Source organism: Pseudomonas iridis, from assembly GCF_017980685.1.
Taxonomy (GTDB): Bacteria; Pseudomonadota; Gammaproteobacteria; order Pseudomonadales; family Pseudomonadaceae; genus Aquipseudomonas; species Aquipseudomonas iridis.
Genome location: NZ_JACXXO010000004.1, coordinates 319705 through 341996 on the forward strand (window position 1 = coordinate 319705; position 22292 = coordinate 341996).

At 57.5% G+C, this 22292-nt stretch carries 22 protein-coding genes, 1 tRNA gene and 2 rRNA genes; 6 read left to right on the forward strand and 19 right to left on the reverse strand.

From position 1 onward, the window contains the following. Positions 1-19 precede the first annotated feature (19 nt). The 11 genes from ndk to trmJ all read right to left on the reverse strand — a co-directional run bounded on the left by ndk (position 20) and on the right by trmJ (position 7923). Positions 20-445 (reverse strand): nucleoside-diphosphate kinase, encoded by a 426-nt coding sequence (gene ndk / locus IEQ42_RS10575; protein WP_042560926.1) that lies wholly within the window; start codon positions 443-445, stop codon positions 20-22. 88 nt (positions 446-533) lie between these two features. Then, on the reverse strand, positions 534-734 hold the full coding sequence (gene iscX, locus IEQ42_RS10580) for a Fe-S cluster assembly protein IscX (RefSeq protein ID WP_042560927.1): 201 nt from the start codon (positions 732-734) through the stop codon (positions 534-536). Between the two features lie 14 nt (positions 735-748). Next, positions 749-1090 (reverse strand): ISC system 2Fe-2S type ferredoxin, encoded by a 342-nt coding sequence (fdx, locus tag IEQ42_RS10585; RefSeq protein ID WP_042560928.1) that lies wholly within the window; start codon positions 1088-1090, stop codon positions 749-751. Then, on the reverse strand, positions 1090-2955 hold the full coding sequence (gene hscA, locus IEQ42_RS10590) for a Fe-S protein assembly chaperone HscA (RefSeq protein WP_210703469.1): 1866 nt from the start codon (positions 2953-2955) through the stop codon (positions 1090-1092). Before hscA ends, fdx begins: the two co-directional genes overlap by 1 nt. A 51-nt stretch (positions 2956-3006) precedes the next feature. Beyond that, positions 3007-3528 carry a co-chaperone HscB gene (gene hscB, locus IEQ42_RS10595; RefSeq protein WP_042560930.1) on the reverse strand — a complete coding sequence of 174 codons (522 nt, stop codon included), beginning with the start codon at positions 3526-3528 and terminating at the stop codon, positions 3007-3009. 8 nt (positions 3529-3536) lie between these two features. Continuing rightward, entirely contained in the window at positions 3537-3860 is a 324-nt protein-coding gene (gene iscA / locus IEQ42_RS10600) for an iron-sulfur cluster assembly protein IscA (protein WP_003227904.1), read from the reverse strand. Between the two features lie 34 nt (positions 3861-3894). Further along, the gene (gene iscU, locus IEQ42_RS10605; protein WP_042560931.1) at positions 3895-4281 is read right to left on the reverse strand and encodes a Fe-S cluster assembly scaffold IscU; all 387 of its coding nucleotides are present in this window, start codon (positions 4279-4281) and stop codon (positions 3895-3897) included. Positions 4282-4381: 100 nt separating this feature from the next. Next, complete coding sequence (locus tag IEQ42_RS10610; protein WP_047303011.1) at positions 4382-5596, reverse strand: IscS subfamily cysteine desulfurase; 1215 nt, start codon at positions 5594-5596, stop codon at positions 4382-4384. Between the two features lie 47 nt (positions 5597-5643). After that, positions 5644-6135 carry a Fe-S cluster assembly transcriptional regulator IscR gene (gene iscR, locus IEQ42_RS10615; protein WP_042560933.1) on the reverse strand — a complete coding sequence of 164 codons (492 nt, stop codon included), beginning with the start codon at positions 6133-6135 and terminating at the stop codon, positions 5644-5646. Positions 6136-6372: 237 nt separating this feature from the next. After that, positions 6373-7149 carry a serine O-acetyltransferase gene (cysE, locus tag IEQ42_RS10620; RefSeq protein WP_025109222.1) on the reverse strand — a complete coding sequence of 259 codons (777 nt, stop codon included), beginning with the start codon at positions 7147-7149 and terminating at the stop codon, positions 6373-6375. 3 nt (positions 7150-7152) lie between these two features. After that, positions 7153-7923, reverse strand: a complete 771-nt coding sequence (gene trmJ / locus IEQ42_RS10625; protein WP_008084663.1) for a tRNA (cytosine(32)/uridine(32)-2'-O)-methyltransferase TrmJ — start codon at positions 7921-7923, stop codon at positions 7153-7155. Between the two features lie 145 nt (positions 7924-8068). On the opposite strand from trmJ, the gene suhB reads away from it, so the two are divergent. Further along, a complete protein-coding gene (gene suhB / locus IEQ42_RS10630; RefSeq protein WP_008084666.1) occupies positions 8069-8887 on the forward strand; it encodes a type III secretion system regulator SuhB in 819 nt (272 codons plus the stop codon). 249 nt (positions 8888-9136) lie between these two features. Here suhB and IEQ42_RS10635 read toward each other — a convergent pair whose 3' ends face one another. The 6 genes from IEQ42_RS10635 to queA form a co-directional block, all read right to left on the reverse strand. Next, positions 9137-9685 carry a glycine zipper 2TM domain-containing protein gene (locus IEQ42_RS10635; protein WP_150592708.1) on the reverse strand — a complete coding sequence of 183 codons (549 nt, stop codon included), beginning with the start codon at positions 9683-9685 and terminating at the stop codon, positions 9137-9139. Positions 9686-9808: 123 nt separating this feature from the next. Then, a complete protein-coding gene (secF, locus tag IEQ42_RS10640) occupies positions 9809-10723 on the reverse strand; it encodes a protein translocase subunit SecF (protein WP_210703470.1) in 915 nt (304 codons plus the stop codon). Positions 10724-10732: 9 nt separating this feature from the next. Further along, a complete protein-coding gene (gene secD, locus IEQ42_RS10645) occupies positions 10733-12601 on the reverse strand; it encodes a protein translocase subunit SecD (protein WP_210703471.1) in 1869 nt (622 codons plus the stop codon). A gap of 64 nt (positions 12602-12665) precedes the next feature. Continuing rightward, positions 12666-13004: a preprotein translocase subunit YajC gene (yajC, locus tag IEQ42_RS10650; RefSeq protein ID WP_007916913.1), complete on the reverse strand. Its 339-nt coding sequence runs from the start codon at positions 13002-13004 to the stop codon at positions 12666-12668. 43 nt (positions 13005-13047) lie between these two features. Continuing rightward, positions 13048-14163, reverse strand: coding sequence for a tRNA guanosine(34) transglycosylase Tgt (gene tgt / locus IEQ42_RS10655; protein WP_210703484.1), 1116 nt, complete (start codon positions 14161-14163; stop codon positions 13048-13050). Between the two features lie 14 nt (positions 14164-14177). Next, entirely contained in the window at positions 14178-15242 is a 1065-nt protein-coding gene (gene queA / locus IEQ42_RS10660; RefSeq protein WP_042560939.1) for a tRNA preQ1(34) S-adenosylmethionine ribosyltransferase-isomerase QueA, read from the reverse strand. 108 nt (positions 15243-15350) lie between these two features. Here queA and IEQ42_RS10665 point away from each other — a divergent pair. From IEQ42_RS10665 to IEQ42_RS10685, 5 genes are all read left to right on the forward strand, one after another. Further along, positions 15351-15435, forward strand: a tRNA-Leu gene (locus IEQ42_RS10665). A 163-nt stretch (positions 15436-15598) separates the two neighbouring features. Continuing rightward, a complete protein-coding gene (locus IEQ42_RS10670; protein WP_210703472.1) occupies positions 15599-16918 on the forward strand; it encodes a tyrosine-type recombinase/integrase in 1320 nt (439 codons plus the stop codon). 908 nt (positions 16919-17826) lie between these two features. After that, entirely contained in the window at positions 17827-18804 is a 978-nt protein-coding gene (locus IEQ42_RS10675; protein WP_210703473.1) for an integrase domain-containing protein, read from the forward strand. Next, positions 18801-19076, forward strand: a complete 276-nt coding sequence (locus tag IEQ42_RS10680; RefSeq protein WP_210703474.1) for a hypothetical protein — start codon at positions 18801-18803, stop codon at positions 19074-19076. The genes IEQ42_RS10675 and IEQ42_RS10680 overlap by 4 nt, the downstream gene beginning before the upstream one ends. Before the next feature lie 189 nt (positions 19077-19265). Further along, complete coding sequence (locus tag IEQ42_RS10685) at positions 19266-21638, forward strand: TOTE conflict system archaeo-eukaryotic primase domain-containing protein (protein WP_210703475.1); 2373 nt, start codon at positions 19266-19268, stop codon at positions 21636-21638. A gap of 280 nt (positions 21639-21918) precedes the next feature. Here IEQ42_RS10685 and rrf read toward each other — a convergent pair. Next, positions 21919-22034, reverse strand: a 5S ribosomal RNA gene (rrf, locus tag IEQ42_RS10690). Between the two features lie 151 nt (positions 22035-22185). Next, positions 22186-22292 (reverse strand): 23S ribosomal RNA (locus tag IEQ42_RS10695); the annotation flags it as partial.

The window sequence follows — 22292 nt, forward strand, 5'->3', positions numbered from 1 at the left end:
TTCACTCTTAAGCCAATGCTTAGCGAGTGGTTACTTCAGTAGCTGCGAAGAAGTACGAGATTTCACGAGCAGCTGCGGCTTCGGAGTCCGAACCGTGAACAGCATTGGCGTCGATGGAATCAGCGAAATCAGCGCGGATGGTACCGGCAGCAGCTTCTTTAGGGTTGGTAGCGCCCATCAGCTCACGGTTCAGAGCGATAGCGTTTTCGCCTTCCAGAACCTGAACAACAACAGGACCGGAGATCATGAAGGAAACCAGGTCGCCGAAGAAACCACGAGCGCTGTGCTCAGCGTAGAAGCCTTCAGCTTCAGCTTTGGACAGTTGCTTCAGTTTCGAAGCTACAACGCGCAGGCCGGCTTTTTCGAAACGAGTGGTGATTTCGCCGATGACGTTTTTTGCAACAGCGTCAGGCTTGATGATGGAGAAAGTGCGTTGAACAGCCATGGTGTAACTCCAGAAACGGTAATTTGTGAAAAATTAAACCCGCGAATTATACGCGGGTTCTTGGGTATTGCCTAACCTGCGAGGACGATCAGTCCAATTCTTCGGCCCAGAGCGTCTGAACCGCTTCCAGTACTTTCTCGCCAACCCGACCAGAGGTGTCATCAAAGTCAGGCAGATTCATGATCATCTGCTGCAGACGGACGAAACCTACAGAATATGGATCGATACCGGGGTGGGCCTCGGCCAGCTCTTCTGCAATACGTTGAACATCATTCCAACCGTAGCTCATGACAGTCTTACCAGTCAGTGCGGCGCTTCGGCCGCATGGTTAAGCGAATATTTCGGAATCTCGACGGTGATGTCTTCCTCACCCACGATAGCCTGACAGGCCAGTCGCGATTGCGCTTCCAGACCCCAGGCACGATCAAGAAAGTCTTCTTCCAGCTCGTCAGCCTCTTCCATCGAGTCGAAACCCTCGCGAATGATGCAGTGACAAGTGGTGCAGGCGCAGACGCCGCCGCAAGCACTTTCCATCTCGATGTGGTGTTCGTGGGCCAGTTCGAGAATCGATGTGCCGGGCGCAGCCTCGACCACCATACCCTCAGGGCAGAACTTGTCGTGGGGCAGAAAAATGACCTGCGGCATCAGATATCCTCGATTTCATTCAGATTGCGCCCCGACAGAGCGGCTTTCACCGTCAAATCCATGCGGCGGGCAGCAAAAGCATCGGTCACTTGCGACAGACGCTTGGTCTGCTGCTCGATGGCGTAACCATCGGTACCTTTCATCAGTTCGGCCAGTTCCTGCAATTGCAGGTCGATGACCATGCGCTCTTCGGCGTCGAGCAAACGCTCGCCATCCACCTCAAGAGCACCCTGCACGGCTTCGATCAGACGCTGAGCATCGACTTGCTGTTCACGCAGAACGCGAGCGACCTTGTCGTCATTGGCGTGCTGGAACGAGTCCTTGAGCATCTTGGCGATTTCGCCGTCGGTCAGACCGTAGGACGGTTTGACCTGAATGCTCGCTTCAACGCCCGAACCGAGTTCGCGGGCGGAAACGCTGAGCAGACCATCAGCGTCGACCTGGAAGGTCACGCGAATCTTCGCCGCACCCGCGACCATCGCTGGAATGCCACGCAATTCGAAACGCGCCAGCGAGCGGCAGTCACTGATCAACTCACGCTCGCCTTGCAGCACGTGAATCGCCATTGCCGACTGGCCATCTTTATAAGTGGTGAAGTCCTGAGCACGAGCGACGGGGATGGTGGTGTTTCGCGGAATCACCTTCTCCATCAGGCCGCCCATGGTTTCCAGCCCCAGGGACAGCGGAATCACGTCAAGCAGCAGCAGTTCGCCGCCATCGCGCTTGTTGCCAGCCAACGTATCAGCCTGGATCGCGGCACCGATGGCCACCACTTGATCCGGGTCGATTTCGGTCAACGGCTCACGACCAAAGGCTTCGGCAACCGCTTCGCGAACGCGCGGGACGCGAGTCGAACCGCCGACCATGACCACGGCATGCACGTCTTCCAGCTCGATGCCGGAATCACGAACAGCGCGGCGGCAGGCTTTCAGGCTGCGCGAGACCATCGGCTCGATCAGCGCATCGAAGGCTTCGCGGGTCAGCGGTGCTTTCCAGTCGCCGTAGACAACTTCAACACTGGCCGCATCGGTCAGGGCTTCCTTGGCCGCGCAAGCGGTTTGCAGCAGATTACGTTGCGCGCCAGGATCGAGATCGGCGGACAGGCCCGCGCTCTCGATGATCCAGCTGGCAATCGCATGATCGAAATCATCGCCGCCCAGCGCGCTGTCGCCGCCAGTGGCCAGAACTTCAAACACGCCGCCAGTCAGACGCAGAATCGATATATCGAAAGTGCCGCCACCCAGGTCATAGATCGCGACCAGGCCTTCGGCGTGCTGATCCAGACCGTAAGCCACAGCGGCCGCGGTCGGCTCATTGAGCAGGCGCAGCACGTTCAGACCGGCCAATTGGGCCGCGTCCTTGGTGGCTTGGCGCTGAGCATCGTCGAAATACGCCGGAACGGTGATCACCGCGCCAACCAGTTCGCCGCCCAAGGCTGCTTCAGCACGCTGGCGCAACACTTTGAGGATTTCGGCGGAGACTTCGACCGGGCTTTTCGGGCCCTGCACGGTATCGATGAACGGCATGTGCGATTCGCCGCCGACAAAGCGGTACGGCAGTTGCTCGCCCAATTGCTTGACGTCGGACAGACCACGACCCATCAAGCGCTTGACCGACAGCACAGTGTTCAAAGGATCGGAAGCGGCAGCCAGTTTGGCCGACTCGCCGACTTCGACGCGGTCGGAGTGGTAACGCACGGCAGACGGCAGGATGACCTGCCCGCTTGCGTCGGCCAGCGGCTCGGAAAGACCACTGCGCAACGCAGCGACCAGCGAATTGGTAGTACCCAAGTCGATCCCCACAGCCAGGCGACGCTGGTGCGGTTGAGGACTTTGGCCGGGTTCGGCGATCTGCAGTAGGGCCATCGTGATCAGGACTTATCTGTATATCAGGCGTGCGACCGGAGCGGCACTGGGTTAATCGTCGAGGCGCTCTTCTAACTGGCGCACTTCGTAGGTCAGCTTGTCGAGGAACTGCATGCGCCGCATCAGGCGTTCGGCCTGATCACGTTGCGCTGCATCGTCCCAACAGGCTGCAAAACTTTCGTTGAGTTCTTCCTGGGCCACTTTCAAGCGACGCTTGAATACCGCGACGCCGTCGAGATCGGCACTGTCCTGAAGGTCTTCGAGCTCTTCGCGCCATTGCATCTGCTGCAAAAGAAACTCGGGATCGTGGACCGTGACTTCCATCGGCACTTCATGCCCACTGACCTTCAGCAGGTAGCGCGCACGCTGGGGCGGACTCTTGAGCACCTGATAAGCCTCGTTGAGGCCAGCAGATTGCTCAAGCGCCAACCGCTGCTCGCGCTCGGAAGCATCGGCAAAACGGTCAGGATGAACACCACGAGCCAACTCACGGTAGCGCGTGGCCAACTGCTCGAGATCCAGACGGAAGCTCGGTTGCAGCTCGAATAAAGCGAAATGACAAGGAGTACCCACGACAAGCCTCAGATGTTGAAGCTTTCGCCGCAGCCACACTCACCGCGTACGTTGGGGTTGTTGAACTTGAAGCCTTCGTTCAACCCTTCCTTGACGAAATCGAGCTCGGTGCCGTCCAGGTAGGCCAGGCTTTTAGGGTCGATGATCACTTTTTCGCCGTGACTTTCGAACACCTGATCCTCTGCAACCACCTCGTCGACAAACTCCAGCACGTAGGCAAGGCCGGAACAACCTGTGGTGCGAACACCCAGACGAATCCCTTCACCTTTGCCGCGCCCGTCGAGGGAGCGCCGCACGTGTCGAGCAGCCGCTTCTGTCATGCTGATAGCCATCGGTGACTCCTTACTCGTCGCCAAATCCTGAAAGTCAGATCAAGCCTTTCTTCTGCTTGTAATCGCGAACAGCCGCCTTGATAGCGTCTTCAGCGAGTACCGAGCAGTGAATTTTCACTGGCGGCAGAGCCAGTTCTTCGGCCAGCTGGGTGTTCTTGATGGTTTCCGCTTCGTCCAGGGTCTTGCCCTTCATCCACTCGGTAGCGAGGGAGCTGGAAGCGATTGCCGAACCGCAGCCGTAGGTCTTGAACTTGGCATCTTCGATGATGCCCTGATCGTTGACCTTGATCTGCAGACGCATCACGTCGCCGCACGCTGGTGCGCCAACCATGCCAGTGCCGACATCCGGGTCTTCGGCATTCATCTTGCCGACGTTACGCGGGTTTTCGTAGTGGTCGATGACCTTTTCGCTGTAAGCCATGGTTCTAATCCTCACTCATCAGGGCCGCTCTTGAGGCCCTGTAGCTGCGCTGCGTCAGTCGCCGCGTCGCTACAGGGTCTGTATCCGGCGGCTTCTATATTTAGTGTGCCGCCCACTCGATCTTCGAGATATCGACGCCGTCTTTGTACATGTCCCACAGCGGCGACAAAGTGCGCAGCTTGGTAACGGCCTCGCAGACTTTCTGCGCGGCGTAGTCGATTTCTTCTTCGGTGGTGAAACGGCCGAAGGTGAAGCGGATCGAGCTGTGTGCCAGTTCGTCGTTGCGGCCCAGGGCGCGCAGTACGTACGAAGGCTCAAGCGATGCCGAGGTGCACGCCGAACCGGACGAAACCGCCAGATCCTTGAGCGCCATGATCAGCGACTCGCCCTCAACGTAGTTGAAGCTCAGGTTCAGGTTGTGCGGAACGCGGGCAGTCAGGCTGCCGTTGACGTACAGCTCTTCCAGATGCTCGACCTGCTTGTAGAAACGGTCGCTCAAGGCTTTGATGCGCACGTTTTCAGCAGCCATGTCTTCCTTGGCTACACGGAACGCTTCGCCCATGCCGACAATCTGGTGGGTCGCCAGAGTACCGGAACGCATGCCGCGCTCGTGACCGCCGCCGTGCATGGTCGCTTCGATGCGCACACGCGGCTTGCGGCTCACGTACAGCGCGCCGATGCCTTTAGGGCCGTAGGTCTTGTGGGCAGAGAACGACATCATGTCGACTTTCAGTTTCGACAGGTCGATGTCGACCTTGCCGGTGGACTGAGCAGCGTCAACGTGGAACAGGATGCCTTTGGCGCGAAGCATCTCGCCGATGGCTTCGATGTCGTTGATGGTGCCGATTTCGTTGTTCACATGCATCGCCGACACGAGAATGGTGTCTTCACGCAGCGCGGCTTCGATCATTGCCGGAGTCACCAGTCCATCGGTCTGAGGCTCGAGGTAGGTCACTTCGAAACCTTCACGCTCCAGTTGGCGCATGGTGTCGAGGACAGCCTTGTGCTCAATCTTGGTGGTGATCAGGTGTTTGCCCTTGGAGGCGTAGAAATGTGCCGCACCTTTGATCGCCAGGTTGTTGGACTCGGTGGCGCCGGAGGTCCAGACGATTTCACGCGGGTCAGCATTGACCAGATCGGCCACCTGACGACGGGCGTTTTCGACGGACTCTTCAGCTTTCCAGCCGAACACATGGGAACGGGACGCCGGGTTACCGAAGTTTCCGTCGACCAGCAGGCATTCACTCATTTTTTGCGCAACGCGCGGATCGACCGGTGTGGTCGCAGAGTAATCAAGGTAAATCGGCAATTTCATGGACTATCTCCTAAATCAGGGCTGGCGTGCCGCTGGCTCTACGGCTGTCATTCGACGGCGGACGCTTCAATCTTGTCCAGGCGTTGCGCCTTGCTGTTGCAACGGCGCTGGTCCTGACGCTGGGCTACTTCTTGCACCTCACGGCGAGTCACAAGATCAGCCAAGCTGATACCACTTAGAAATTCGTGAATCTGCAGGCTCAGATCGCACCACAGATGATGTGTCAGGCAAGTGTCGCCGGAATGGCAATCACCCTGCCCCCCGCACTTGGTGGCATCGACCGATTCGTTCACCGCGTCGATCACCTGGGCGACCTGAATGCCCTGCATGTCGCGGGACAACTGGTAGCCACCACCCGGACCGCGAACACTGGAAACCAGGTTACTGCGGCGCAGCTTGGCAAAAAGCTGTTCGAGATAGGACAGGGAAATGCCTTGGCGCTCGGAGATATCGGCCAGGGACACCGGCCCGTGCTGCGCGTGCAACGCCAGATCAAGCATGGCGGTCACGGCGTATCGGCCTTTTGTAGTCAGTCGCATGGACAATTACCACGGAGTTCAGAATGGGGCGAGTATGCAATTCCCGAGTATTTAAGTCAACTATAAGACCTAGTGCTTTAGTCGGGTTTACCGGCGAAAGAGCGCGCGCATCATAGCAAAGGCAGGCCGTTAACAGCCAGAGGTACCGCGTTACCGTTCTTCGCGAGCAGGACCGCCCCCACACCGGGATGCAATCACCCGTGGGAGCGAGCCTGCTCGCGACAGCAGCGGTGCGGTTTAGCTGGCCTGACTTTGATCCTTGCCCTTCACACAGGCGAAGTCTTCTTCGCGCAGCTCAGGCAGATCTTTCGCACAGTAATTACTGCCCAGATCCTTCAGCGCGCCGCACATACCTTCCAGCCGCCCGTCCACCGCTTGCAGATGGTCGAGCAACTGACCGATGGCGCGCGCCACCGGGTCGGGCATGTCTTCGCTGACGCCATAGGCATCGAAACCGATCTTCTCGGCCATGGCCTTGCGCTTGGCATCCTGCTCCTCATCGGATTTGACGATGATTCGACCTGGAATGCCCACGACTGTAGCGCCCGGCGGTACTTCTTTGGTCACCACCGCGTTGGAGCCGACCTTGGCACCGGCACCGACCGTGAACGGGCCGAGCACCTTGGCGCCAGCGCCCACGACAACGCCGTCGCCCAGTGTCGGGTGACGCTTGCCCTTGTTCCAGCTCGTACCACCCAGGGTAACGCCCTGATAAATGGTCACGTCATCGCCAATCTCGGCGGTTTCGCCAATGACGATCCCCATACCGTGATCGATGAAAAAACGCCGACCGACCTTGGCGCCCGGATGAATTTCGATCCCGGTCAACCAGCGACCGAAGTTCGACACCAATCGCGCCAGCCATTTCAGCTCATTGCGCCAGAGCATGCCTGCCAATCGATGAATCCAGATGGCGTGCATGCCGGGATAGCAGGTCAGGACTTCAAAAGCGTTACGCGCCGCCGGGTCTCGATGGAATACGCTCTGGATATCTTCACGCAAACGCTCAAACATCATTCAGTCCTTCCGCTTTAGAAGCTCGCCACGGGCCGCTTTCTGGGTTTCCGTGAGGATGCCACGCAATATATTCATTTCCGCCCGGCTGACCGAGCTGCGTCCGTACAACCGGCGCAGGCGCGCCATCAAGTGCCGCGGTTTTTCCGGATCGAGGAATTCGATAGCGACCAGCGTCTGCTCCAGATGCTCATAGAATCGCTCCAGCTCATCCATGGTCGCCAGCTCGGCGCTTTTCACCGAGGCCACTTCTTCTTTCTCGATCTTGCTCGGCTGACCTTGTGCCGCCAGCCAGGCCATACGCACTTCATAGCTCAACACCTGCACCGCCGCACCCAGATTCAGCGAACTGAACTCAGGATCGGAGGGGATATGCACGTGAAAGTGACATCGCTGCAGCTCGTCATTGGTCAGGCCGGAATCTTCACGACCGAACACCAAAGCGATTTCCGCGCCTTGCCCGGCCTCCTCAACCACTTTGGTTCCGCATTCGCGCGGATCCAGCAGCGGCCAGGGGATGCGGCGGTCACGAGCACTGGTGCCAAGCACCAGATTGCAACCGACCAAGGCATCTTCAAGGGTGGCGACGACTTGGGCGTTTTCAAGGATGTCACCGGCACCGGAGGCGCGAGCATCGGCCTCGTGGTGCGGAAACAGGCGCGGCTCGACCAGCACCAAGCGCGACAGACCCATGTTTTTCATGGCGCGCGCGGCCCCGCCGATGTTGCCGGGGTGGCTGGTATTGACCAGGACGACACGAATGTTCTGCAGCAAGGGAGGCGCTCTCGGACACAGGAAAGGGGTGCAAATCTTACAGAACAGCCTACCGTTAAGCTATGAAAGCGAACAGCGACCTTCTCCTGAAGAAAAGTTCTGATAGAATGCGCGGCTTTCTTTAACAACCTTAGGTGACACATCCATGCAGCCCATGCTGAATATCGCGCTGCGCGCCGCCCGCAGCGCCAGTGAACTGATCTTCCGCTCCATCGAGCGCCTGGATACCATCAAGGTCGACGAAAAAGACGCCAAGGATTATGTATCCGAGGTGGACCGCGCCGCAGAGCAGAAAATCATCGACGCACTGCGCAAGGCTTACCCGAACCACTCCATCCGTGGCGAAGAGACCGGCATGCACGCCGGTACCGGCATCGAAGGCGAAGAATACCTGTGGATCATTGATCCGCTGGACGGCACCACCAACTTCCTGCGTGGCATTCCTCACTTCGCTGTCAGCATCGCCTGCAAATACCGCGGCCGCCTGGAACACGCTGTTGTTCTGGACCCGGTTCGCCAGGAAGAATTCACCGCCAGCCGTGGTCGCGGCGCTCAACTGAACGGTCGCCGCCTGCGCGTCAGCGGTCGCACCAGCCTCGACGGCGCCCTGCTGGGCACTGGCTTCCCGTTCCGTGACGACCAGATGGACAATCTCGAAAACTACCTGGGCATGTTCCGCGCTCTGGTTGGCCAGACTGCCGGCATCCGCCGTGCTGGCTCGGCAAGCCTGGACCTGGCTTACGTGGCTGCCGGTCGTTTCGATGCATTCTGGGAGTCGGGCCTGTCCGAGTGGGACATGGCTGCAGGCGCCCTGCTGATTCAAGAAGCTGGCGGCTTGGTGAGCGATTTCACCGGCGGTCACGATTTCCTTGAAAAAGGCCACATCGTTGCCGGCAACACCAAATGCTTCAAGGCAGTGCTGACGGCGATTCAGCCGCACCTGCCGGCTTCGCTGAAGCGCTAAGCTTCCGGCGAAACGAGAAAGCACCCTTCGGGGTGCTTTTTTTATGCCTGAAATTCAACATTCCCCTGTAGGAGCTGCCGAAGGCTGCGATCTTTTACTTCTGGTTTTTAAAAACAGGATCAAAAGATCGCAGCCTTCGGCAGCTCCTACATTGGGTATCAGGTGATCACCGACGGATCAGTCGGCAGGCAAGAATACGGGCACAAAAAAAGCACCCCGAAGGGTGCTTCTTTTTAAACGACCAGGCCGTTACTGAGCCGGCTCATTCTGCGACAGGACCAGTTTGCCTTCCTTATCGACCGGAATCTGGTTGCCCGGATCACGATCCATGCGCACTTTGCCTTCCTTGCCATCCAGCGAGTAACGCACGTCATAGCCGACAACCTTGTCACTGATGTCGTTTACGGTGTTACAGCGTGTCTGTGTCGTGGTGTAGGTGTCACGACCCTGCATACCTTCCTGAACCTTGTTACCGGCATAACCGCCACCGACCGCGCCGGCCACAGTGGCAATCTTCTTGCCGTTGCCGCCGCCGATCTGGTTACCCAGCAAACCACCCGCTACCGCACCGATGGCGGTACCGAGAATCTGATGCTGATCCTTGACCGGCGCCTGCCGGGTCACTGCTACGTCCTTGCACACTTCACGTGGCGTCTTGATCTGTGTTTTGACCGGTTCAACGGCTAATACTTGCGCATACTCAGGGCCGCTTTTAACCAGGCTGTAGGTGGCAACAGCACCCCCGGCAGTCACACCGACAGCACCCAATACCGCACCAACCAGCAACGACTTGTTCACATGAACCTCCTGACCATCACATGCGGGACGGGGCCCGCGCTTCTCCCAGCCTTGGAGCATAAAAAAAGGCGCGAGTTCAACTCGCGCCTTTTTTGGCTGACAGCTGGAAAAACGATGGCCGCTTTATGGACGGTCGTCGATTTCCTTCTCGGTGTTAGCCGGTGGAATCAGGTCTTCGGTGGTCAGGTTCAGCCAGATCAGCACCACGTTAGCGATGTAGATCGACGAGTAAGTACCCGCCAGAACACCGATGAACAGGGCAATCGAGAAGCCGAACAGGTTGTCGCCACCAAAGAACAGCAGCGCAGCGATCGCCAGCAAGGTCGAAATCGACGTCGCCATGGTGCGCAGCAGGGTCTGGGTGGTCGAGATGTTGATGTTCTCGATCAGCGTTGCCTTGCGCAGTACACGGAAGTTCTCACGAACCCGGTCGAATACCACAATGGTGTCGTTCAGCGAGTAACCGATGATCGCCAGCACCGCTGCCAGTACTGTCAGATCGAAAGTGATCTGAAAGAACGACAGGATACCGATGGTCACGATCACGTCGTGAATCAGCGAAACGATAGCGCCGACCGCGAACTTCCACTGAAAGCGGAAAGCCAGGTAGATCAGGATGCCGCCGAGCGCCAGCAGCATGCCGAGGCCGCCCTGGTCGCGCAGCTCTTCACCGACCTGCGGGCCGACGTACTCGACGCGCTTGACCATCGCCGGGTTGTCACCGCCAACCTTCAGCAGCGCTTCCGCGACCTGATGGCCCAGCTGCGGGTCTTCACCCGGCATCCGCACCAGCAAATCGGTCGTCGCACCGAAGCTCTGCACGATGGCTTCGTGGTAACCCGAACTCACCAGTTGCTCTCGCACCTTGGTGACATCGGCCGGACGCTCGTAGGTCAGCTCGATGAGCGTACCGCCGGTGAAGTCCAGACCCCAGTTCATGCCCTTGGTGACGACACTGAACATAGCCAGCAGGGTGAGGAATACTGTGACGCCGAACGCGAAGTTGCGAACGCCCATGAAGTTGATTGTACGTAACATGGCAGCCCCTTAAATCCACAACTTCTTGAAGTCACGTCCGCCGAAGATCAGGTTGACCATTGCGCGGGTCACCATGATGGCCGTGAACATCGAGGTAAAGATCCCGAGGGACATGGTCACTGCGAAACCTTTGACCGGGCCTGTGCCCATCGCAAAGAGAATCCCGCCGACCAACAGAGTGGTCAGGTTGGCGTCGAGAATCGCGGTGAATGCCCGGCCGAAGCCTTCGTTGATTGCACGCTGCACGGACATGCCCGCGGCGATCTCTTCACGTATCCGCGAGAAGATCAGCACGTTGGCGTCGACCGCCATACCCATGGTCAAGACGATACCGGCGATACCCGGCAGGGTCAGCGTCGCACCCAGCAGCGACATCAGCGCCAGCAGCAACACCATGTTCACCGACAGAGCGACAGTGGCGATGATGCCGAAGAAGCGATAGATGGCGATGATGAACAGCGACACGAACAACATGCCCCACAACGACGCATCGATACCCTTGGTGATGTTGTCAGCACCCAGGCTCGGGCCGATTGTGCGCTCTTCAGCGAAGTACATTGGAGCGGCCAGACCACCGGCACGCAGCAGCAGCGCCAGCTCGGACGACTCGCCCTGACCGTTCAGGCCAGTGATACGGAACTGAGCACCCAGCGGCGACTGAATGGTCGCCAGGCTGATAATCTTCTTCTCTTCCTTGAACGTCTGCACCGCGACGTCTTTTTCGACGCCATTCACCATTTGCTTGGTGTAAGTGGTGACCGGACGCTGCTCAATGAAGATCACAGCCATGCTGCGACCGACGTTGCTGCGGGTCGCACGACTCATCAGCTCGCCACCGTGACCATCCAGACGAATGTTCACTTCAGGCGTGCCGTGCTCGCCGAAACCAGCCTTGGCGTCGGTTACCTGGTCACCCGTAATGATCAGGCCACGCTCGATCTGCGCCGAAGGACGATTGCCTTCACGGAACTCGAAAGTTTCGGAAGTAGCTTTCGAAGCGCCAGGCTCTGCAGCCAGACGGAACTCAAGGTTGGCCGTCTTGCCGAGAATACGCTTGGCTTCGGCAGTGTCCTGCACGCCCGGCAGCTCAACCACGATGCGGTTGGCGCCCTGACGCTGGACGATCGGTTCGGCAACACCCAGCTCGTTGACGCGGTTACGTACCGTGGTCAAGTTCTGCTTGATGGAGTATTCACGGATTTCCGCCAGCTTGGCCGGGGTCATCGCCAGACGCAGCACCGGTTGACCATTGAGGTCGGCCGGAACAATGTCGAAATCGTTGAAGTTCTTGCGGATCAGTGCACGGGCCTGTTCGCGGGAGTCTTCATCGCTGAAGCCCAGCTGAATGGCACCATTGAGCTGCGGCAGACTGCGATAACGCAGCTTCTCTTTACGCAGCAGGCTCTTGACGTCGCCTTCGTAGACTTTCAGGCGTGCATCGAGGGCTTTATCCATGTCCACTTCCAGCAGGAAGTGCACACCACCGGACAAGTCCAGACCCAGCTTCATCGGGTGCGCGCCCAGGTTGCGCAGCCATTGCGGGGTGGTCTGTGCCAGGTTCAGCGCGACGACGTAGTCATCACCCAATGCCTTGCGCACAACGTCTTTGGCCGGCAGCTGATCTTCAGCCTTGCTCAGACGGATCAGACCGCCCTTGCCGTTCGCCGCCAGCGTGGCAGCCTTGACGTTGATCCCGGATTCTTTCAGCGCGGTGCTTACGCGATCCAGATCGGCCTGATTGACCTGCAGTGCCGTGCTGGCGCCGCTGACCTGAATGGCCGGGTCATCAGGATAAAGATTGGGAGCGGAATAAATCAGACCGACCGCCAGCACCGCCAGGATCAGAATGTATTTCCACAGAGGGTATTTGTTCAGCATCACGCCGCCCGTTATGAACGCGGGGCGCCTTGCGCGCCCCGTCGATTGAGTAGAAGTTGGAACCTTAGATCGCTTTCAGCGTGCCTTTTGGCAGCGTGGCGGCGATGGCGCCTTTCTGGAACTTCATTTCCACGGTGTCGGAAACTTCCAGAACCACGAAGTCATCGGCCACTTTGGTGATCTTGCCGGCGATGCCGCCGGTGGTGACCACTTCGTCGCCCTTCTGCAGGCTGCTCAGCAGGTTCTTCTGCTCTTTGGCGCGCTTGGCCTGTGGGCGCCAGATCATCAGGTAGAAGATGACCAGGAAGCCGACCAGGAAAATCCACTCGAAGCCGCCGCCCATTGGGCCTGCAGCAGCCGGTGCAGCAGCGTCAGCCATGGCGTTAGAGATAAAAAAGCTCATTTAGCACTCCAGTTGCAAATGTTGAATCTTGGGGTCAGAAAACTCAGTCCAAAGGCGGAACGGGGAGCCCGCGTTTGGCGTAGAAGGCATCGACAAAGGCGGCCAATGTACCCTGTTGAATAGCCTCGCGCAAACCAGCCATCAGCACCTGATAATGGCGCAAGTTATGGATGGTATTGAGCATGCTTCCCAGCATTTCGCCGCACTTGTCCAGATGATGCAGATAAGCGCGGGAGAAGTTCTGGCAGGTATAGCAATCGCAGGTCGGATCCAGTGGCGATTCATCATGGCGATGGAACGCGTTACGGATCTTCAGCACGCCTGTATCAATGAACAGATGCCCATTGCGGGCATTACGGGTTGGCATCACGCAATCGAACATGTCCACACCGCGGCGCACACCCTCAACCAGATCTTCCGGTTTGCCAACGCCCATAAGGTAACGAGGTTTGTCAGCCGGCATCATGCCCGGCAGATAATCGAGCACCTTGATCATCTCGTGCTTCGGTTCGCCCACCGACAGACCGCCAATGGCCAGGCCATCAAAGCCGATCTTGTCGAGACCTTCGAGCGAGCGCATGCGCAGATTCTGGTGCATGCCGCCCTGGACGATGCCGAACAGTGCAGCGGTATTCTCGCCGTGAGCATTCTTCGAACGCTGAGCCCAGCGCAACGACAGCTCCATCGACACACGGGCGACGTCTTCGTCAGCCGGGTACGGCGTGCATTCGTCGAAAATCATCACGACATCGGAACCGAGATCGCGCTGAACCTGCATCGACTCTTCCGGGCCCATGAACACTTTGGCGCCGTCGACCGGAGAGGCAAAGGTCACGCCCTCTTCCTTGATCTTGCGCATGGCGCCGAGGCTGAACACCTGGAAGCCGCCGGAATCGGTCAGGATCGGGCCCTTCCACTGCATGAAATCGTGCAGGTCGCCGTGTTCCTTGATCACTTGAGTGCCAGGACGCAGCCACAGGTGAAAGGTGTTACCCAGGATCATTTCCGCGCCGGTGGCGACGATGTCACGCGGCAACATGCCCTTGACCGTGCCGTAAGTACCGACCGGCATGAAGGCCGGGGTCTCGACGGTGCCACGCGGGAAGGTCAGACGACCACGACGGGCCTTGCCATCGGTGGCAAGCAGCTCGAACGACATACGACAGGTGCGACTCATACTGTTTCCTCTGGGTCCGATTCACTAGGGGCAGTCGGCGCGGGATTTCGGGTGATGAACATCGCATCACCGTAGCTGAAAAAGCGGTAACCGTTATCGACGGCAGCCTTATAGGCGGCCATGGTTTCGGGGTAACCGGCGAAGGCCGAAACCAGCATCAACAGCGTGGATTCAGGCAAATGGAAATTGGTCACCAGGGCATCGACCACATGGAACGGCCGGCCCGGGAAGATAAAGATATCGGTGTCGCCACTGAACGGTTTGAGCACGCCATCGCGCGCCGCACTCTCCAGCGAACGCACGCTGGTGGTGCCCACGGCAATCACTCGACCACCGCGCGCACGGCACGCGGCGACTGCATCGACTACGTCCTGGCCGACTTCCAGCCACTCGGTGTGCATGTGGTGATCTTCAAGCTTTTCGACGCGCACTGGCTGGAACGTACCGGCGCCAACGTGCAGCGTGACGAATGTGGTCTCGACGCCTTTGGCGGCAATCGCCTCCATCAAGGCCTGATCGAAATGCAGCCCCGCCGTCGGCGCCGCCACCGCGCCCAGGCGCTCGGCGTACACCGTCTGATAACGCTCGCGATCCGAGCCTTCATCCGGGCGGTCTATATAAGGAGGCAACGGCATGTGCCCGACGCGATCAAGCAGCGGCAACACTTCTTCGTCAAAGCCCAACTCGAACAACGCGTCGTGACGCGCGAGCATCTCGGCTTCGCCACCGCCGTCGATGAGAATCTTCGAACCCGGCTTCGGCGACTTGCTGGAGCGCACATGCGCCAGTACGCGATGCGTATCGAGTACCCGTTCGATGAGGATTTCCAGCTTGCCTCCGGACGCTTTCTGCCCGAACAGCCGCGCCGGAATCACCCGGGTATTGTTGAACACCATCAAATCGCCCGAGCGCAAATGCTCAAGCAAATCAGTGAATTGACGGTGTGCCAGGGCGCCGCTGACCCCATCAAGGGTCAACAGGCGACTACCGCGACGCTCGGCCAAAGGGTGGCGGGCGATCAGCGAATCAGGGAGTTCGAAGGTAAAGTCAGCAACGCGCATGATGGGGTTCGTCTAGCAGGGGCCGAAAGTCTAGCGGAAATATCGAAAATTGACCATGAAACGTGATTGACCAACGGTAATCTCATCTCTATACTTCGCCGCCATTGAGCCCTGATGGCGGAATTGGTAGACGCGGCGGATTCAAAATCCGTTTTCGAAAGGAGTGGGAGTTCGAGTCTCCCTCGGGGCACCATTTGATGTACATAGACGTCCAACGACGGCTAAGCAACACCCCTAGAGCCCGCTAACTGCGGGCTTTTTGGTCTCTGGGGTTCCATCCCCGTCCCTTGCAAGCCAGCCTCTTTTTGGTACATTTTCTGTACAGTTTCCAGTTCGAGAACCGGAGGTGTACAGCCATGCCCCTTACCGCCTTGCAAGTCAAAGCCTCCAAGCCTACCGACAAGCAATACACATTGGGTGATAGTTCGGGTCTTGCCCTTTTGGTTCAACCGAACGGGCGCAAGTACTGGCATTTCCGCTATACGTACCTTGGTCGGCCGGCGCGGGTGTCGCTTGGCGTCTATCCGAGCATTTCCTTGCAGGAGGCTCGCGAACGGGCGGCTGAATGTCGGAAGCTGCTCAAGGACGACATCAACCCTGGCGCCAAGCGGCGGGATGACAAGCAGCAGCAACGGGAGGCTGGGCTCAACACCTTTAGGCGAGCTACGGAGTACTGGTATCAGTTCAAGGCCGACTCCGGCCGCAGCCATGCGACGCTAAAGAAGATTCGCGACTACCTCGACAAGGATCTGCTACCGGCACTCGGTGAGATGCAGCTGGAGCACATCACTCGCGCCGACTGCGCGAAGCTGCAGGCCAGCATCGAAAAGCGCGGGGCGTTCAATGTGGCAGACAAGGCTCGGACCTGGCTCAAGCAGATTTTCAGTCAGGCGATTGCGCGCGGGTTGTGCGAACACAATCCGGCTTCAGAACTTCATGCCATCGCGTTGGCGCCGCCTCCTCCTGAGCACTATCCGCATTTGCGTGAAAGCGAGCTGCCGGAATTTCTTCAAGCACTGAGTAAGACCACCAGCCGGTTGCCGTCGAGGATTGCTTCGTGGATGGCAATACTGACGGCGAGCCGACCGGGCATGGTTCGGTATGCGACTTGGGATGAAATCGATTTTGAAGAAGGGACGTGGACCATACCGGCTGAACGCATGAAGATGCGCCGAGACTATGTCAGCCCCCTGCCCCATCAACTGATCGCGATGCTGATCAAGCTGCACCAATGCACTGGGCGCAGCCGCTACCTGTTTCCGGGTAGTGGTGAGAAACGCCCCGTCATCAGCGAGAACACGATCAATCTTGTGTTTGCCAAGATTGGCTATAAAGGGCGGATGGTGAGCCATGGCGTTCGCCACACCGCGAGCACGCTGCTGCGCGAACATGGGTGGTTGAAGGATCATGTTGAAAGTCAACTGGCGCATGTCGAGGGTGGCATTGCAGGGGAGTACAACCAGGCGCTGTACCTGACGCAACGGCGGATCATGATGCAGTGGTATGCCGATTATCTCGATGCGCTCAGGGTTGGGATTACTGCGAGCCTGCAGGATCAGTTTGATACGCGGGTTAATCAGTTTCTGTCGCGTAAGTCTTCGGAGCTTCTCGGGGTCAACGCGATCGGTGGCGGCATCAGTGCCTTGGAGGATCAGCGTGGCGCATTTCAGCGCTAACCCGCCAGTAAAATCTCCACAGCTTTGCCTTCCACGCGGGCCCTTCCAAGCAGGGCTGCAAAGCCGCCCTGCTTGGAAGGGCCTCACTTGAAAAATCTAAAAATCAGCGTAACCGTCTTCTAGAAACCACGGATTTCCATAGACGGCTTATGCCATTCACAGCCGCAGAATTCTCGAAAAATCGAGTCTTGACCCTGTCTATCGGCGAGCGTAGAAAAGATCGTGCAAGTGCTGTCGTTGACAGCAACCCAGGTAGCCAGAACCTTTAAGGCTAGGCCACACCGTGGTGGTTCTCCCAAAGTGCGATTAGCGTCTGGCGGCTCGTACGGTCACAGCGATGTGATGGATGCCTACTTTTACCAGTGTGCCCACTGCGGCAACTCATCCCCTTTCATAGCTGCCCTGCAGCAACCTATCCGCTTGGCCATCTCCTTGCGCCAACCTGCGCCCGTCTCTTTCTCCCGGAAAGAGACGGGCGCTTCAACCGCTGCTGCAGCCTAACTCGTACAAGGCTTTGCGGCATTCCCCCTCGTGACAATCGGCGTGACAAACACCGAAGTCACCAGCAACAGCGATGCCGATGATGGTGCCGCAGCCCACGGAATGGACTGCATCTGACTGACAGTCAGGTATGCCCCGGTCGTCGCCTCACTGCCTTCACCCGACTCAGGATCTCGCGGCGCTGGTCTCGTCAGCCAGTGCAGCCTCCACCCGCCCACTTCTGCGGAAGTGCTCAGGAGGCCAGATTATGAGATGCCCAAGCTCCCGGTCGTAAAGAGCCGCCAGTCCCACGTTAGTGGACAACCCTCACAGGTCGCAGGGGCCTTGATCCCTGATAACACTCAACATCCATGGCGGGATGACGTGGGGAAAGTTTCAAGGGTTTTGGCTTCGAGAGGAGTTAGATCATGGCACTCGTAGGTAGACGGGATGGACGCAATTTTGGCTATGGCCGACAACTGAGTTATGCCGGACCGCAGGCGTTACGCGATCTCTTTGGCGGTGGGCATTACGGCACGGTCAAAGCGCACAGTGATCGGTGGCAGGCATTTGTACGGTGGTGTCGGTCGGAGAATGGGCCGGGCTTTAACGACGCGCGACAAATTGATCAGCAGACCTTGCTGGACTACGCCGGGCATCTGCGCCTGCAAGTTGACCAAGGTGAACTCACCATCGCTACCGCGCAAAACCGATTGTCCAGCGTCAACCGGACCATGGCCGCGCTTCGCGGTGATCAATATGTGAAAGTGCCAAGTCCGAGCAAGGCGCTGGGAACGCAGCGCAGCACCGCTCGCACGGCAGTCCCTCAAGGCCAAGATCACGAACACGTGATGCGCATCGTCGACGCACTCCGCGAACAGCATCCGCGTGCCGCCGCCATCGCACAATTAGCACGTGCCACCGGCATGCGTCTTCGAGAAGCGATTCTGGCCGACCTACCGCGACTCAAGCGTGAAGCCGAACACTGCGACAAGATCAACATCCAGGACGGCACCAAAGGTGGCCGCGGCGGCGCAACCGCGCCTCGTTGGATCACGGTGGATGACCATATTCGCGAAGCCCTCAGGTACGCCGAACAGGTCTCTCCCGACGGTAGCCGCAACCTGCTGGCACCGCACGAGAGCTACCTCGATTTCCAACGGGAAATCGTCCGCCCCGCCCGAGATATCCTCCATACGCACAACCTCAAAGGCTTCCACGAACTACGAGCGGCTTATGCGTGCGAACGCTATGAGCAGATCACCCATCACCTAGCGCCCATCAACGGTGGCAGGTGCAGGCGCCTCGATCCAGGCCTTGATCGTGAGGCACGCATACAAATCAGCTATGAGCTGGGACACGGTCGAATCGACGTGGTATCGGCGTACATCGGTGGTCGGGTATGAATAAACCATTCGATATGGAGATCTTCTTGGCTGGGGTGCTGACTGGAGCACATGCCACTCGAGAACGTCACATCCGCCAGGCCAAGACTATTCAAGCAGCCATTTCTGAACGCTGGAACCGAGATAATCCATGGACCTGGCAAAGAAAACATCTCGTTTGGTTTTTGAGCCAGCACATGAACTCAAATTCGAAATCGACGTGCTACTACTACCTACTGACCACAAGCCTGATCACTCTACGCCTAGGAAAATCCTGGAATTTTCCACGCTAGCCGAATGCCAGCAACTGCGCACTCTGTATCCCTCACCGGCAGCCAGCCAACGATTTGATTGGAATTAGGGCGAACCTACTGAGCTCCTGAACCAAACCTCTGTTGTTTGATAACCTCTATGTTTTACTGCTGGACTGAGGGTTGTAGCTCGAGGCTACAGGCTTACCTGAGACGTAGAGGCTGAAGGCGGTGATAGACACTAATCTGGTGGCGAAGCTAAGGGTTGAGAATGCAAGATTGGTTGCCTTGCTGGATGCTCATGGCATCGATTGGCGTCCGCCTGCTGAGCCAGTCAAGATAGCGATTGTCCAAGCAGAACAATCACAGCAACTCGATACCGAAGGGAAGCTTGCCCTATTCCGAAGCTTGTTTCGTGGTAGGACGGACGTTTATCCCATCCGCTGGGAAAGCAAGGCAGGTAAATCAGGATACGCACCCGCTTGCGCAAACGAATGGAGGCCTGGCGTTTGTGAGAAGCCCCGAATTAAATGTAGCGACTGCGGTAACCGCCAACTGCTTCCGCTGACCGATGAGGTGGTCTATCGCCATCTGGCGGGCGAAGTGGTCGTAGGTATCTACCCCCTACTCTCTGATGACACTTGTTATTTTTTGGCGGTCGACTTCGATGAGGCTGAATGGCGTGATGATTCCAAAGCTTTTGTGCAGTCATGCCATGAGCTGAACGTCCCGGTGGCGCTGGAAATATCGCGCTCAGGCCAAGGGGCTCATGGCTGGATTTTCTTTGAGCGTAATGTTCCTGCCTGCGATGCGCGCCGCCTCGGTGCTGCAATCATCAGTCATGCCTGCGAGCGCACCCGGCAGTTGGCGCTCAGCTCCTATGATCGACTGTTTCCAAACCAGGACTACATGCCCAAAGGCGGCTTTGGAAATCTCATCGCGCTCCCTTTACAAAAGCGGGCCAGAGCCCAAAACAAAAGCGTTTTTGTAGACGACTCGCTTGAGCCTCATCCTGATCAATGGGCCTTCCTGGCATCGATTCAGCGCATGAGTCCAGAAGATATCCAGCCCGTTATTATCCAGGCGATGGGTAATCGGGACCCTCTCGGGGTCGCCTATGTCGATGACGAAGGTGATGCAGAACCTTGGAAAGATCGTGAATCGAGATCACGTAAATTGACATGCCCGTTGCCTGCTGCTGTCAACATCACACAGGCTAACTTAATTTACTTTGAAAAGTCGGAATTGCCACAGCCATTGGCAAACCAGCTTGTCCGGCTCGCTGCCTTTCAAAACCCAGAGTTCTATAAAGCTCAGGCCATGCGCATGTCAGTGTGGAACAAGCCAAGGATTATCGGCTGCGCCCAAAACTTCCCCAAACATATTGCGTTACCACGTGGCTGTTTGGATGCAGCGCTGGACCTTTTAGAGGAAAACGGGGTCACCCCTATTCTCAAAGACGAACGCTTTGCGGGCGACCCCATCGACTTGAGCTTTCTCGGGACCCTGCGCTCTGACCAAGAAGCTGCTGTCAGCGCAATGCTAAGTCATGACACCGGTATCCTCTGCGCACCGACAGCTTTCGGTAAAACGGTGAGTGCTGCTGCGTTGATTGCCGCACGTGGCATTAACACGTTGGTGCTTGTGCATCGGACAGAACTGTTAAGGCAGTGGCAAGAGCGCTTGCAGGCGTTCTTGGGAGTCGGGAATGGTGTCGTTGGTACTCTTGGGGGTGGAAAAGCGAAACTTACAGGCATCATCGACATTGCCGTAATGCAGTCGTTATCACGAAAAGGCGAGATCAGCGATCAGGTAAAAAACTACGGCCAGATCATCGTTGATGAGTGCCATCACCTATCAGCAGTGTCATTCGAGGCACTATTGAGGAGCGCGACCGCGCGGTACGTACTGGGACTCACAGCAACCCCAGTGCGCAGAGATGGGCAGCAGCCCATTATTTTCATGCAGTGCGGACCGATCCGACATTCTGCCGCTCGACCAGCGAGTGCACCCCATGACCTAACTGTCCTGCCTCGAATGCTGTCCAAACCAATAGTGGTCCCCGACGACTTTGGGATTCAGGACGTTTTTCGGCATCTAGCCGACGACTCTGAGCGGACAGCCAGAATCGTCTCGGAGATTGAACTGGCGTACAACGAGGGTAGAAAAATTCTAGTGCTAACGGAGCGGACAGAACATGTGGATGCCCTTGAATTAGAATTGAAGCAGCGCGTGCATAACCTTTTCACGCTTCATGGGCGAGTGCCTAAGAAACAGCGCACTTCCCGTATACATGAACTTGAGTCCCTACCCCCTGATGCTCCACGGGTGCTGCTGGCAACAGGAAAACTAGTAGGTGAAGGCTTCGATCACCCTCCGTTGGACACACTGGTGCTGGCAATGCCCATCTCATGGAAGGGAATCCTTCAACAATATGCGGGGCGGTTGCATCGATCGCATGCCGATAAGGCCGATGTGCGAGTGATCGACTTCATTGACGGAGGTAATGTCGCACTGCTGAGGATGTGGGATAAGCGCCAGGCAGGTTACAAAGCGATGGGCTACCGTATAGCTGACTCCATGGCCACCATGGACCTACTCTAACGTGGTTGACAGTTCAGAGTGTGTTGGTGGCAATTTCTGCACCGACGACTCTATGCCCTCGGATGATCATCGCTCGGAGAAAAGCCATAGCGCTGCGCCGGACTCACTTGGATTTCTTTTGCATGAACTCCAGATCGACAATGACTGATCCAACAGCAGCCCTCGCTCGGAATGTCCACGAAACCAGATGCAACTCAAACTCCATGCCAGTCTCAGGATGCTTTTTCGAGGACAAACAAAACCCCTACCTGTATGCGCAGATAGGGGTTTCGGAATTTAATCTTGACGATGACCTACTCTCACATGGGGAAACCCCACACTACCATCGGCGATGCATCGTTTCACTTCTGAGTTCGGGATGGGATCAGGTGGTTCCAATGCTCTATGGTCGTCAAGAAATTCGGGTACCGAACCGTCTTTCGACGCTTCGGCAAATTGGGTATGCGATAGTTTGTGTGTTGTGCGAACTTTCGGTTCATTGCGTCTTCACACACCGCAATCTGGCTTTGCTCTTTATTTAGGAGCATGCAAATTGCTTGGGTGTTATATGGTCAAGCCTCACGGGCAATTAGTATTGGTTAGCTCAACGCCTCACAGCGCTTACACACCCAACCTATCAACGTCGTAGTCTTCGACGGCCCTTCAGGGAACTCA